Annotated in this window: 12 protein-coding genes and 1 pseudogene; all 13 read right to left on the reverse strand. The window is 34.5% G+C overall.

The genetic code is table 11. The features are described from left to right. Nucleotides 1-2: 2 nt before the first annotated feature. Entirely contained in the window at nucleotides 3-1,946 is a 1,944-nt protein-coding gene (locus tag KA893_RS06445) for a BglG family transcription antiterminator (protein ID WP_129334980.1), read from the reverse strand. Between the two features lie 342 nt (nucleotides 1,947-2,288). After that, nucleotides 2,289-3,020: an amino acid ABC transporter ATP-binding protein gene (locus KA893_RS06450; RefSeq protein ID WP_002482190.1), complete on the reverse strand. Its 732-nt coding sequence runs from the start codon at nucleotides 3,018-3,020 to the stop codon at nucleotides 2,289-2,291. After that, nucleotides 3,017-3,736 (reverse strand): amino acid ABC transporter permease, encoded by a 720-nt coding sequence (locus tag KA893_RS06455; protein ID WP_041079455.1) that lies wholly within the window; start codon nucleotides 3,734-3,736, stop codon nucleotides 3,017-3,019. The genes KA893_RS06450 and KA893_RS06455 overlap by 4 nt, the downstream gene beginning before the upstream one ends. After that, nucleotides 3,720-4,514, reverse strand: coding sequence for an amino acid ABC transporter substrate-binding protein (locus KA893_RS06460; protein WP_011302232.1), 795 nt, complete (start codon nucleotides 4,512-4,514; stop codon nucleotides 3,720-3,722). The genes KA893_RS06455 and KA893_RS06460 overlap by 17 nt, the downstream gene beginning before the upstream one ends. Before the next feature lie 233 nt (nucleotides 4,515-4,747). Beyond that, nucleotides 4,748-5,074, reverse strand: a complete 327-nt coding sequence (locus KA893_RS06465) for a PTS lactose/cellobiose transporter subunit IIA (RefSeq protein WP_011302231.1) — start codon at nucleotides 5,072-5,074, stop codon at nucleotides 4,748-4,750. 10 nt (nucleotides 5,075-5,084) lie between these two features. Beyond that, a complete protein-coding gene (locus KA893_RS06470) occupies nucleotides 5,085-5,405 on the reverse strand; it encodes a PTS sugar transporter subunit IIB (protein ID WP_194375844.1) in 321 nt (106 codons plus the stop codon). A 37-nt stretch (nucleotides 5,406-5,442) separates the two neighbouring features. Then, entirely contained in the window at nucleotides 5,443-6,339 is an 897-nt protein-coding gene (locus tag KA893_RS06475; RefSeq protein WP_041079457.1) for a DUF7916 family protein, read from the reverse strand. Nucleotides 6,340-6,357: 18 nt separating this feature from the next. Continuing rightward, complete coding sequence (locus tag KA893_RS06480) at nucleotides 6,358-7,674, reverse strand: PTS sugar transporter subunit IIC (RefSeq protein WP_129334979.1); 1,317 nt, start codon at nucleotides 7,672-7,674, stop codon at nucleotides 6,358-6,360. A 10-nt stretch (nucleotides 7,675-7,684) separates the two neighbouring features. Continuing rightward, nucleotides 7,685-8,815 carry a zinc-dependent alcohol dehydrogenase family protein gene (locus tag KA893_RS06485; RefSeq protein ID WP_002482183.1) on the reverse strand — a complete coding sequence of 377 codons (1,131 nt, stop codon included), beginning with the start codon at nucleotides 8,813-8,815 and terminating at the stop codon, nucleotides 7,685-7,687. Between the two features lie 55 nt (nucleotides 8,816-8,870). Then, a complete protein-coding gene (gene ahlS, locus KA893_RS06490) occupies nucleotides 8,871-9,719 on the reverse strand; it encodes an AhlS family quorum-quenching N-acyl homoserine lactonase (RefSeq protein ID WP_041079459.1) in 849 nt (282 codons plus the stop codon). Between the two features lie 246 nt (nucleotides 9,720-9,965). After that, on the reverse strand, nucleotides 9,966-10,712 hold the full coding sequence (gene nagB / locus KA893_RS06495; RefSeq protein ID WP_037537547.1) for a glucosamine-6-phosphate deaminase: 747 nt from the start codon (nucleotides 10,710-10,712) through the stop codon (nucleotides 9,966-9,968). A gap of 51 nt (nucleotides 10,713-10,763) precedes the next feature. Beyond that, a pseudogene (gene ptsG, locus KA893_RS06500) lies at nucleotides 10,764-12,298 on the reverse strand (glucose-specific PTS transporter subunit IIBC). 455 nt (nucleotides 12,299-12,753) lie between these two features. Next, nucleotides 12,754-13,821: an ornithine carbamoyltransferase gene (gene argF / locus KA893_RS06505; RefSeq protein ID WP_175268005.1), complete on the reverse strand. Its 1,068-nt coding sequence runs from the start codon at nucleotides 13,819-13,821 to the stop codon at nucleotides 12,754-12,756. Nucleotides 13,822-14,205: the final 384 nt, after the last annotated feature.

Genomic DNA, 14,205 nt, shown 5'->3' on the forward strand with positions numbered 1-14,205 from the left:
CCTTATTCCTGACTTACCTTACTAATAGCTTGCATTATTGCTTGTAAATCTCCAGAAAACATGGTTGCTCTATATGTCTCATCCATGATTAACTCGCTAAACTGACGTAACGCATTTAAATGTATTTGAGGATGTTCTGTTGCTAATATAATTATTATAAAAACAGGATCATACCCATCGTGCGAAAAATGAATACCTTCTTTATAATGTATAAGACTAAAGCCTACCGATTGTTTAACATGTTCATGTTGAGCGTGAATGAGTGCAATATGAGGACTAACCACCATATAAGGTCCAAACGTGTCTAACTGCTTGATAATATCTGTAGCATAAGCTGGTTCCACTACACCATCCTCGACAAGTAGTGCCACACTCTGCTTGATTGCTTCATCTCTATTTCGCGATGCTTGCTGTGTTTTAACTCTGGATTGTGGCAAGACTTGTTCTAACGTTGGACCTAATCCACGCAACTGAATTACATATTTTTCTCTAGATTGATTGATTATTCTATTTAACTGCTCCCGATCATGTTTATCTAAAAATGGAGAAACCTGAATAACTGGGACGACAGTTTCCTTAAAAGGCACCGTAGAGATAATGTAATCGACCCCTTCATGTTTCAATATCGTTTCATCCACTTCATATATTGAATAGGCATCCATAATTTCTAACTCTGGGTAAATGTGCCTTATTTTACTTTTTAATAATTGTGACGTTCCAATACCCGATCCACATAGTAATACGACTTTAATTTTATTTGTCTTAATCGTTGATATTCTTTCAATAGCAGATGCAAAATGTAATATCATATAGGTCAATTCGTCATTGTTAAATACAATTTGATAATTTTCCTCAATGATCCAAACATGCTTTTTAATTTCATCTATTAATTGAGGATATTGGCTTATAATTTCATCTTTCAATGGATTTTCGTGTGTCATATCAAATTTCAATCTATGAATTGCTGGTCTCAAATGTACAATTAAGCCATTGCGTAATTTAATATCTGTCACCAAATCAAGTCCTAGCGCGCCACTCATACGTTCAATCAATTGCTCCGTCAGAAGTTCTAACGTATCAATTTCTTCATTTAACTGATTCTTTTCTGAAGTTTTAGCTCCGAGTAAATGCAATGTTATGAATGCCGCTTCACTTTTTGGAAAATGAATCTGGAAATTGCCTTCAAGCCTTTCTTGAATTTGTAGCGCAATTTGAAACTGCTCTGTTTCCTTCAATTTCAAATATGCATCATCTGGAATTTTAAAAATAAAATCTTCATTTATTCGATGCATCGCGATGAGTATATGATAAATCAAACCGTCTATTGCACTTTGTACTAATTGATAATTTGTATTTCTCAGCACAGTTGTAACACTTGAACGAATGCGCTCTAATTCATGATTTGAAAATAAGTCATGCCCCATCTCATGCGTATACATTTTAAAATATTCACGCACCATTTCTGCGTAAGCTTTGCGATATGCATTTTCTGGGCCTTGAATGACAAATCCTTTATTTTTCTTATACTCAAGCCTTAAGTCATGCTGCTCTAACCAATTTTGAACGCTTTTCAAATCTTCCACAATCGTTCGTCTTGAAACAGATACGGTGGTCGCAAGCACTTGTGATGATGTCGGCGTATTGGCTTCAAGTAATTTTAACGTTATATATAACAAGCGCTCTTCTTTTGCATAATGTATTGTATACGTTGTCGATTTAGGTGCAAAGCGCTTTAACTGTTCTGGTGTTGTGGTTATTTTGACCCCCTCTTGCTTAGTCCTTTGAATATTTAAACCTAGGTTACTTGCCATATCTTCAATGTATTCAAGATCGTACTGTATCGTTCTTTCTGTAACATTAAAGTGCGTTGCTAAATGATGAATTTGCACAAAAGTTTCACATTCAAGTATGAACGTTAAAATATGATACTGTCGCTTACTTAACATATTAGCAACCTCCTCGCCTCTTTATTGTAAACGCTTTCTAAAGATAATAGATGTGTAATCTCTTTCGTCTTTAAATGCGAAAAGTTGCACATCAAATAAAAAATCATTATATTTTTAAATTATAAAGTTCAAAGTGCATATATGATATCGTTTTATAAAAAAAAGCCCGGACATAACTAAATGTCTCGGACTCACCTTATTTAGGCAATCATATATTCTATTGAAAATACATCGCTATCACTTTTTAAAATGCTATTCTTCAGACTGCCTAATCATCCTTGTCAGTATATATAACAAGGCAATCGTTTTATCATAATACTTTCGCTAAATTTTCTTTCAACATTAAACTTCACGAATCATATTTAAAAATCTTTGTAGTTCAGCGCTTTGTGGATGATTAAAGATTTGCTCTGGAGGCCCAGATTCTCCAATTACACCATCATGTATAAATACAATCTTGTTAGATACTTCTTTAGCAAATCGCATTTCATGCGTCACGATAATCATTGTCATACCTTCATTAGCTAGGTCCTTGATGACACGAAGCACATCATTAACGAGTTCTGGATCTAACGCAGACGTAGGTTCATCAAACAGCATTACTTTTGGATTCATGGCTAAAGCTCGAGCAATTGCTACACGTTGCTGTTGCCCTCCAGATAAAGCATTCGGTCTTTGATCTTTTACAGCAGTTAAATCTACTTTTTCCAATAAAGCTAATGCTTGTTGCTTTGCTTCATCTTTTTTCGTTTTTTTAACAGTAATGAGACCTTCCATTACATTTTCTAATGCCGTTTTATGTGGGAATAAGTTATAACTTTGAAATACCATGCCCGACTGTTTACGGACTTTTATCTGTGATTTCTTATCTGCATTGCTATAAGTCTCTCCATTAACATACACAGCACCTTCTGTAGGCAACTCTAAAGCATTAATCATTCTCAACAAAGTCGTCTTACCTGAACCTGATCGTCCAATAAATGTCACAACTTCTCCTTGATTAACGTTTAAATCAATCCCTTTGATAACTTCTTTATCATCAAATGATTTTTTTATATTTTTTAATTCAATCATGAGCGATACCCTCTTTCAAGATAAGATTCATAGAAGTTTTGTGCAATTGAAATGATAAAGCAAACCACCCAGTACATAAGTGCTACAAGTAGATAAATAGTTAAATACTCATATGTCGTCGAAGCGACTTCTTGTGCTTTTCTAAACATCTCAGCTACTAATATAAATCCTAAAAGTGATGTATCTTTAATTAAACTTAAAAATGTATTACCTAATGCTGGTACGGATACTCTAATCGCTTGTGGCAAGATAATACGTTGAATCGTTTGTCGATAATTCATACCGATTGAATAGGCCGCTTCTGTTTGACCCTTAGGTATAGACATAATACCTCCACGAATAATTTCAGAAGCATATGCCCCTACATTTAATGATAAACCAATAATTGCTGCGATAACTGGTGCTAACGTCCATTGATTTTCAGAGTTATTTGTCAATAATCTGCCGAGTTCAGGGATCCCGTAAAAGATAATGAATAATTGTACAATCATCGGTGTGCCTCGGATGATTGAAATATAAAAACGAGCAATCCCTCTTAAAATACGGCTTGTTGAAATGCGCATTAACGCAGTGAGTAACGCAATCACTAAACCTAACACAAAGGTTACTAATGTAATAGGTATAGAAAATTTCACTAATCCTTCAAGCATCGGTGCAAATGCTTGACCAGCTGCGTCTAATGCATGTTGCTGTTCAGTATTAAGATTTAGAAACATCTTCGCCGAACCATTTTTTACTTATTTTTGCTAATTCACCATTATCTTTTAATTTTTTCATTGCTTTATTTACTTTTTCAATTGTTGCATCGTCTTCTTTTTTACTAAATGTTAATGCAGATTGACTCTTCTCAGCATTACCTTCAATAATTTTCACATCTGCATTAGGTTTTTGTTTTTTATAATCTAAGTATGAAATATTGTCATTAAATGTACCTTCAACTCTATTAGATTGTAATAAATCCATAGCCTGATTGAAGCCATCTACTTTCGTTAATTCTGCACCTTTAGATTTAGCCAATTTACCATAATTTGAAGTAAACGTTTGAGCCAATTTCTTACCTTTAACATCGTCAAATGATTTTATATCTTTGTTGTTTTTATTAACGACTAATACTGCTTCTGAATACGTATATGGTTCTGAGAATTTATATTTTTCTTTACGTTCATCATTAATACCTACTTGGTTCGCTATCACATTAAATCTACCAGAGTCTAATCCAGCAAACATAGAATCCCATTGTGTTTCTTTAAATTTAACTTTGTAACCCATTTCTTTAGCTACTGCTTTCATTACATCAATATCATAACCTGTTAGTTTATCTTGTTTATCATGATATGAGAAAGGTGCATAGGTCCCTTCCGTACCTACAACAAATGTTTTATTTTCACTTGCAGTTTTATTTTTGTTATCATTGTCTTTTTTGTCAGAAGTACCACAAGCTGCGAGTCCCACAACTAAAAGTAACGTCAGTATACCTAATAATATTTTTTTCATTTCGCGCCCTCTATTCTTATTATTCTTATCGGAATAAAAATATTCTATGCCTAACCCTTCATTAAGTCAATAACTTTTTTATCCAAACATACATTTATTTTTTAATTCCAATTAATTAACATATAACACAATTAAGTTGATTCCCTTGTTTACTCCTTTTTTTACAATAATGAACAAAAAAGTACATCTTCAAATCTTTTGAAAATGTACTTTTTCAATGATACTTAATATATTTATGCTTTCGAATCCATCTTTTTATATAAATCGATCATTTCTGCTGCCATATCTTTGAACGTAATAGCTGTCATTAAATGGTCCTGACTGTGAATGGTTAACAGCGACATTTTTATCTCATCACCTTGCGCTTCTTTGGTTAACATATTTGTTTGAATATGATGTGCCTCTAATAATGAAACTTCTGCAAGTTTTAATTTCTTTTCAGCTTCTTCAAAAGCATTTTTCTTTGCCGCATAGATGGCTTCCATTGCATGACTTTTGGCGTCACCACTGTATGCAATAAGTGACATGGCAAACTCTAAACTATTTTCCGCTTCTGACATTGAACCACCTCTATTTTGTCATCAATTGTTCAGCTGTATTTAATACATTTTCTTCATTCATCGTTCCATAATCTCTCATTTCAATGACCGCTACAGGTATGTCTTTCTCAGAGCATTTTTTAGTATATTCATCTTTTTTAAAGCGAACTTGTGGTCCTAGTAGCAATACATCTATATTGTCACTTTCAATTTTTTGATCTGCTTCTGAAGTGGAAACGGCAAAAATATCTCTATCAAGCTTTTTCTTTTCAGCTTCTTTTTGCATTTTTTGTACCAACATACTTGTACTCATTCCCGCTGCACATACCAACATGATTGTTTTTTCTGCCATAAAAAATTCCTCCTGATTAAAAGCGTAGTTTCATCATTTAACGTTGAATCGATCTAGCTATCATGGATACTGTATGTCTTTCCCCTCTGATTGCCTTACTTAATTCAAAAATATTATTGACTGGTGCAAGACCGCAATAACCAGCATCACCAATGTGTTGAATATCAACACCACAGATTTTATTACGTATCGCAAAATCCCTAATGGTACTTGGATCAGAACTTTCTTGGCTTGTTCCTATTGCAGACATAACTAAACCTTCACGACGGTGTACTGCTTTAACAATATTTTTCAATTGTTCCTCATCAAATCCTGGTACCGTGCCAATTGATGGTACAAGAATAATATCTGCCCCAGCGTCTATAAATTGATCTACATACGTTTCCGTTATTACAGGTTCATCTACACCAGCGCTATGCATTTTCCCCGCTATAATAAGTCCTGTAAAATGCTTTCGTGTCTCTGAAATAGCGTTGACAATTTTATCATTCGTTACACCTGTCCCAGGATTCCCTGTCATACATATAAAATTAATACCTAATTTTTCTAATGCCTTTACCGTTTTCGAACTTGCTTGTCGACCTTCTACAATATTTAGTTTTTCTTCTGACATCGTTGCGGTTTCATCTACTGGTTCTAAATTGACACCAATCGGTCTACAAACAAGACGTCTCAATTCATTGATAACCTGTTTATCTTCATCTACATTAACAACTTTAGGATCAAAGGCATCTAAACCATTTAATAAAATTAAATCTGCGCCAAATGCACGAGCAAGTTCAGCATTTGTAATATCTGGAATGACTGGAGTACGTGTGACCACATTTTCAGATAATACAACACGACCATCGCTTGCTTTAATACTTTGTTTTAATTCTGTGGCTGTCATTTCAACGATTTCAGATGCATTCGCACTTAATAATCTTTTTACCATGAGACAAATCCCCTTTGTTTAGATTTCTTTTGTTTCATCTGCTTCTTTTTGCTCTAGTTGCAAATTATATTTTTCCATCGTTCTGTAAAATGGGTAATACAATAAGATATCAACAATGATACAAACCATTTGTACCAATGAACCACTAACATGACCCGTAGCTAAAAACCCACTAATAATAGGTGGGATTGTCCAAGGCATCGCAGTACCATTAGTTAAATGAACAAGCCCGCTTGCCATGGAAAAATAAGTAATCGTCGCATTGATCATCGGCGCCAATATAAAGGGTACAATCAGCCTAACATTGAGAACGACTGGCAAACCAAACAAGGTCGGTTCATTAATATTAAAAATACCAGGCATCAATGTCAGTGGTGCCATTGTTTTCGTAATTTTACTAGAACGCTTTTTAAAGGCTAAAATGGCAATGACAATCACTAAGCCAATGGTTGACCCACCGCCCCCCATAAATACAAAATTATCTATAAAAGGTTGCGTGATGATATGTGGCAAATCGCCATGAGGATTAGCTTGATATGCAATACGGTTTTCATCTATGTTCTTAAGCCATATTGGCTGCATAACCGCATTTACTACATTTGCACCATGAATACCTACAAACCAAAAGGCACTATTTAGTCCTACTAATATAATCGTACCTATTAAAGTACCTCCCATTAAACTTAATGGCACACCTAATGTATTAACAATAAGGTCATGTATGTTTCCAAAAGGAAGGTTATCTAATGCTATATAGATCATAAGCCACAATAAAATAATGACAGCTCCAGGTATTAATGCGCTAAAGCTTTTCGCTACTGCAGGTGGAACTTGATCGGGCATTTTAATCCTTATATTTCTATTAATAAACCATTGAAATATCAATCCGGAAAAGATCCCTATAATTAATGCTACAAAAAGTCCCTGACTTCCCATATACATTTGAGGTATAGCTTCTTCTGGTGTTTTGCCACCAGTCATAACATTAGGTGTTACAACTAAAAATGCAGCCATGGAAATAATTCCTGCTGAAACACCATCCGTATCATACTGTCGAGCAATACTATGTGCCACACCAAAACTTGCAACTAATCCCATCAATCCAAATGTGCCATTTACTGCTTTCATTAAATAGGGTTGTATGCCTTGTGCTTCCAACCATTCAATCCATCCCGGTATGGCTATACCACTAATGACAAGAAATAGTGATCCAATGATAATCAATGGCATCGCAACGATAATACCATCTCTCAATGAAATTAAAATTTTATTCGATCCCAATTTAGACGCGACTGGTAACAAATACTTTTCTAATGTGTCATTAAAACGACTCATATGAACACCCCTAATCCATTTTCACTACTAAACGTGCCGCTTCACCTCGCGCCAAGCGGTCAAACCCTTCATTAATATGTTCTAAAGGTAATGTATCTGTTAAAAGTTCATTTACTGGTAAACGACCTTGATGATATAAGTTGATGAAACGTGGTATATCACGGTCAGGAACACAACTTCCCACATATGAACCTTTTATCGTACGCTCTTCAGCAGCGAGCGTTACTTGTGGAAATGAAAATTGGTGTTTGGGATCCGGTAAACCTGTTGTCGTTGTCATTCCACCTCGACGTGTGATTTGATATGCGACATCCATGGCAGGTACTACGCCCGCCGTTTCAAAAGCATAATCCACACCACCTTGCGTATATTGTTTAATATCTTCTATTGTATGTGCTTCACCTGAATTAAATACTGCTGTTGCTCCAAGTGATTTAGCCAATGCAAATTTTTCTTCATTAATATCTAGTGCAATAATTTCACTTGCACCTGCGAGGCGTGCACCAAGAATTGCGTTAAGACCAATGCCACCAAGCCCAACAACCGCAACAGTACTCCCTGCATTAATGCGAGCTGTATTAATGACTGCACCTATGCCCGTAATGACTGCACAACCAAAAATCGCCACCTTTTCAAATGGAATCTTTTTATCTACTTTGACAATTGAATTTGTAGATACCACTGCATAATCTGCAAAACCTGATACACCTAAATGATGATGCATTACCTCATCACGGTCAGATTCATAACGAAAGCCACCTTCTAACATTTCTCCTTTTTCATTTGCCGCTGCACCATTTTCACATAAGGCAGGTCTGCCTTCACGACACGGAATACAATGTCCACAACTTGGTATAAATGTACATACGATATGATCACCCACTTCAAATTCCGAAACATTTTCACCTACTTCGATAATTTCTCCAGCTGCTTCATGCCCTAACACCATTGGCATTGGACGTGGTCTACTGCCATTAATTACAGATAAATCAGAGTGACACAAACCCACTGCGCCTATTTTTATAAGTACTTCATTTGATTGAGGCCCTTGAAGTTCTAAAGTTTCTATTGTTAAAGGATGACTTTCTGTATATGGTGCATCTTTACCCATCTCACGCAATACTGCCGCTCTTGTTTTCATAACATACACTCCTCATTCACTGTAGTGATTTAAAGATACTTTGATAAAATAGCAATTATTCATAATAACCTTCCGTTGATTTTCTAAATCCTTCGAATTGTTCGCCATCATGTCCAAACCAAATTTGAGCATTTTTTTCTTTTGCTAATCTTTGAATTTTCTCCACAGATTTCGTCCATCCAATAGAATCATATAAAATACCTGGTGGCTTCAATGTATCTTCTATACTTTCCTTGGTGTATATTGCGTCCGATGCTAATATAATCGTTCCTAATTCAGCACTCTCAATCTCTAGACCAATGATGCCCCATGCATGACCACTACCATAATTTAAAATTCGAACCCCATCTACTAGTTTCAAATTATCTTCTTCTTTTTTAATCGTTCTCCATTTCAGATTATTTTTCACCCAAGCATCTATATCTGCCCAAATATAAGCCCCTTCTTGTTGGTTTCGTGCATATGTTTTCATTGCACCACTTAATTCATCATCATGGACAATTATAGTTGCATTCGTAAAATATTCTAAACACCCTGCATGATCCAAATGTAAATGTGAAGCAATAACAAAATCGACTTCTTTAGGATCTACATTAATTTGCTCAAGTCTATTAGGTAAATGACAAGCTTCATCAGCAAAGTACGGAAAAGCTTTTTGTGTTGCACTTATCCATCTCCCACTATCTCCCATAGCGTTCGGATTACAAGCTGTATCAAAAAGGATTTTAGCATCTGGGTGATCTATAAACACAGTATATATAGGGAATTCATGCATCTCGTTATTGGCGTTAGGGTCATCTAATGTTGCTTGATTGGAATTAGCAATCATCAAATTCTTATCCATCTTCATGCGTCCGTTATCCAAAACATAGACTTTCATACGTTCTTTTTTCACATTAACCATAACTACACACCCCTTTTAAAATTGTATAATTACATTATAATTGCAAACGTTTACAAAAATCAATTTTTAAATTATTATTTCATTTAAGATTTATACTTTATGTATTTCATTAAAAACGATACAGACTCATTTTTGATTCATTAAAAATAGTATTTAATTATTACAAGACATAAAAAATGCGCCCTCCAAAGTTGTCATTTTTAGAATGTCTACTTTGAAGGACGCATATGATTATTTATATCTCACTTACAATGTTCCATCTTCTATGAGTGAAGTAAAAATTTCATCATCAATAATAACTTCTACATTAGGATGTTTGTGCAAAATAGAAGCTGGCAATGCTTCTGACACTTCGCCTTCTAACAAAGCTTTTATTGCTTGCTGTTTATTTTTACCAAATGCTAACAATATGATCCGTTTTGCTTTCATAATAGACGACAATCCCATAGAAATCGCTTGCTTAGGTACGTCTTCTATATTTTCAAAATGTTGACTATTCGCATTAATGGTTGAAGGTGTTAAATCAACAACTCTCGTTACACTTTCAAAAGATGAATATGGCTCATTGAAGCCAATATGCCCATTTTCACCAATGCCTAATATTTGGATATCAGCTGAACCGATTTCACCTAAACGCTGTTCATAAAGTTCACTTTCTAATTCAATATTAGGCGCATCACCTACAGGCAAATAAATATTTTTATTATTCCATGTTTGATTATGATTAAATAAGTGCGCATTCATATAAACATGATAACTTTGATTATGTTCTGCAGATAAACCTACATATTCATCTAAATTAAACGTTACGACATTGGATAGATCTATTTGATTCACATTTAATAACGCTGCTAACGTTTTATAAACTTCAATCATGGTATTACCAGTGGCTAAACCTAATACAGCATTAGGTTTGGAGATAACCTGTTTCAGTATTTCTGTTGCTACGTATTGGCTTCCAATCGTACGATTTTTTAAGTTGATTACATTCATCATCTCACCAAAACTTTCTTTAATCTTTTAATCATCCTCTAATTGAATACCTTACTTATCATTTTCTAAAAGTTCTTCTACTTCGTTTTTAATGGTAGTAACATGTGGCCCATAGATAACTTGTACACCGTTCCCTTTTTGAATCACGCCACGTGCTTCTGTAGAAGTTAGCATTGTTTTATCGACAGCTTTATCACTGTTTAACGTTACTCTCAATCTAGTTGCACAACAATCAACGACATCGATATTTTCTTTTTCACCCAGCGCTTGAATAATCATTTTAGCACGATCAGTTGCTTCAACTGTTTCTGTTACACCTTCGTCTTCACGACCAGGCGTTTTAAAATTAAATTTCGTAATGAGGTATCTAAATATGACGTAATATAGCACAAACCAAACGATGCCAATTGGAATGACCCATAAGAAATTCGTCTTTTCATTACCTTGTAGTACACCAAACAATAAATAATCAATGAAACCGCCACTAAATGTTTGTCCCACAGTGATATTGAAAATGTCAGCCATCATAAATGCTAGTCCATCTGAAACGGCATGGATTACGTATAGCATTGGTGCAACAAATAAGAAACTGAATTCTAAAGGCTCTGTAATACCTGTTAAGAACGATGTTAATGCTGCAGATAACATTAAACCACCGACTACTTTTTACGTTCAGGCTTCGCCGTGTGATAAATTGCTAATGCTGCACCGCAAAGTCCAAACATCATTGTGATAAATCTTCCAGACATATAACGTGAAACGCCTGAGAAATATTTAGTTACATCAGGATCACCTAGCTGTGCAAAAAATATATTTTGCGTTCCTTGAACCATGTGCCCTTTAACTTCTAAAGAACCTCCCAGTGCGGTTTGCCAAAACGGTAAGTAGAAAATATGATGCAAACCAAATGGTCCTAATAACCTCAATAAAAACCAAAGAAAAACGTACCAATAACCCCTGTTTTATCTACTAGACCACTGACACCAAATATCCATCCTTGTACCGTTGGCCAAATAAAGAACATAACCACACCTAGCACTATTGAAGAAACTGCAGTGATGATAGGTACAAAGCGTGACCCACCGAAGAAACCTAAATACGCAGGCAGTGATATTTTATGAAATTTATTATGTAACAAAGCTGTCATAATACCGGTGATAATACCTCCAAATACACCTGTTTCTACAGTTTGTATTCCCAATACCATACTTTGACCTTCTTCTGCCAAGTTGCCTTTCGCCAATGTATCTGTGATCGTCAACAAACCATTCATTGATGCATTCATAATTAAAAACCCAAGCATTGCTGCTAGACCAGCCGTGCCTTTTGTCACTTTTTGCTAAACCTAATGCCACACCCACCGCGAAAATAACCGGTAAATTTTGAAAAACGATATTTCCTGCTGCTGACATTAAAATAAATATATTTTGCAAGAGCGCAATATCCAATACTGGATAGGCTTTGATTGTATTCGGATTACTCAACGCACCACCAATACCTAACAATAAACCAGCTGCTGGTAAAATAGCTATCGGTAACATAAATGATTTCCCAATTTGTTGTGCTTTTTCAAACAACTTACTCATATGCTATAACCTCCTAATTAACATCAATATACAGTCAAAGAAAATATTAATCAATACAATAGAACAATATGAAAAATATTTTCATAAAGTGTTATCATTATCTATTATATGCATCTATTAAGTTATCCAGATGTTGTCCAAATTCATTTTAGATATATACTTTCAACTTCCTTCATTTCAACGAAAGTCACACCTTAACTTCATTTTTAAATTTGAAGATAAAAAAACAACCAACAAATTAAATTTGTTGATTGTTTACAAGTAGAAACGTCGATCTATTTCATAATAAAATGCTAACACTATCTATGCATTAAATTAAGTTGGCCTTGACATGTTCAATTCAGTCATCTACTGACTAATCGTAGGAAAAGAGTGTAAGACATTTCTTTTTGTCCCAGGCTCCATCCTTTTTATAGTAGCATTACAAAATCTCTTCATAATACTTAACATCTAATTTAAAAAATATCACCCAGTGTTACAGCCATAATTGCTTTAATAGAGTGTAATCTATTTTCTGATTGGTCAAAAATGACAGCATGTTCACCTTTAAATACGTCATCTGAAATTTCCATTTCAGTTAAGCCATACGTTTCGTAAATTTGTTGTCCTACTTGTGTATTTACATCATGAAATGCAGGTAAGCAATGTAATACGATAACATCTGGATTCATTGTGTTGATCAGCATCTCTTTGTTTACTTGATAAGGTAATAATTGATTGATACGCGGTTCTAATACCGATTGATCTTCACCCATTGAAAACCAAACATCTGTGTATATTGCATCTGTTTGATAGATTGCTTGTTGAATATCATCTGTAATTAATATATCGCTCGATGATTCAGCAGCATATTTTTGTGCCATAACTTGAATATCTTCATCCGGTTGTAACGCTTTTGGTGCGGCTACATGTATGTTCACACCTAAAATTGCACCCGTAATAAGTAAATCATGAGCTACGTTATTTCTAGCATCACCGACATAAGTCAATGTTTTACCTTGTAATGTTCCCCAGTGTTCTTTTAATGTGAAAAAATCTGCAATCATTTGAGTTGGGTGCCATTCATTAGTGAGCCCATTCCATACTGGTACACCTGCATTTTTAGCAAGTGCTTCTACATCTTTCTGATGATGACCTCTAAATTCAATACCATCATACATTCTACCTAGAACTTTGGCAGTATCTTCTGCGGATTCTTTAACTCCTAAATGAATATCACCTTGCCCAAAGTATTCAGGATAAGCGCCTAAATCATATGCTGCTACACTAAATGCTGAACGCGTTCTAGTAGAAGGTTTTTCAAATAAGAATGCCAAATTTTTCCCTTTTAAATACGGGTGTGGAATACCACGCTTTTTCTTTTCTTTTAATTCACCAGTAAAATCAATTAAAGTATGTAACTCATCTGCTGAAAAATCACATGTCTTCAAAAAGTCTTTACCCTTGAATAATGCTAGCTTGTTTAATGCTGTTGTGTACGCCCCATTTTCATCACTCCAATGTTTTATAAGATTTATATACATAATAAAGGTATTTAAATGATATTTCAAGTATATTTATACTAAAAAATGAATATTATTTAATTTTATGTACATTGACAGCTTTTTCCAATTTTAAAAAAAGTTAAAGTCTCTTAAACAATAACGTCGAAAATCTCGTCATTTAAGCATTGAAAATATCTGAAAATAAACAGTTGTGAACTTTAAATTTCAAGTTATGCGTTACATATCTTTTATTATCAAAATGGTTGTATATTGGGAATGTAATCATTTATCTCACGGAGGTGAATTATTATGTTTAAAGATATTGTAGCTGTAATTAAACAAATCGTAGCACAATTTGTTTCAGGCGGTTTCCAAGAAAAATAAAGCCTTTATTTCCACTCCACTTCAAAAAATTCCATAATC

Origin of the sequence: Staphylococcus sp. GDY8P126P, assembly GCF_017891965.1 — a bacterium.
Classification (GTDB): domain Bacteria; phylum Bacillota; class Bacilli; order Staphylococcales; family Staphylococcaceae; genus Staphylococcus; species Staphylococcus saprophyticus.

Coding starts and splice junctions, on each gene's coding strand:
- KA893_RS06465 (WP_011302231.1), bottom strand. CDS start 5,074: ATGTCAGAAGCGGAAAATAGTTTAGAGTTTGCCATGTCACTTATTGCA.
- ahlS (WP_041079459.1), bottom strand. CDS start 9,719: ATGGTTAATGTGAAAAAAGAACGTATGAAAGTCTATGTTTTGGATAAC.
- KA893_RS06450 (WP_002482190.1), bottom strand. CDS start 3,020: ATGATTGAATTAAAAAATATAAAAAAATCATTTGATGATAAAGAAGTT.
- KA893_RS06470 (WP_194375844.1), bottom strand. CDS start 5,405: ATGGCAGAAAAAACAATCATGTTGGTATGTGCAGCGGGAATGAGTACA.
- KA893_RS06480 (WP_129334979.1), bottom strand. CDS start 7,674: ATGAGTCGTTTTAATGACACATTAGAAAAGTATTTGTTACCAGTCGCG.
- nagB (WP_037537547.1), bottom strand. CDS start 10,712: ATGAATGTAATCAACTTAAAAAATCGTACGATTGGAAGCCAATACGTA.
- argF (WP_175268005.1), bottom strand. CDS start 13,821: ATGTATATAAATCTTATAAAACATTGGAGTGATGAAAATGGGGCGTAC.
- KA893_RS06475 (WP_041079457.1), bottom strand. CDS start 6,339: ATGGTAAAAAGATTATTAAGTGCGAATGCATCTGAAATCGTTGAAATG.
- KA893_RS06485 (WP_002482183.1), bottom strand. CDS start 8,815: ATGAAAACAAGAGCGGCAGTATTGCGTGAGATGGGTAAAGATGCACCA.
- KA893_RS06460 (WP_011302232.1), bottom strand. CDS start 4,514: ATGAAAAAAATATTATTAGGTATACTGACGTTACTTTTAGTTGTGGGA.
- KA893_RS06455 (WP_041079455.1), bottom strand. CDS start 3,736: ATGTTTCTAAATCTTAATACTGAACAGCAACATGCATTAGACGCAGCT.
- KA893_RS06445 (WP_129334980.1), bottom strand. CDS start 1,946: ATGTTAAGTAAGCGACAGTATCATATTTTAACGTTCATACTTGAATGT.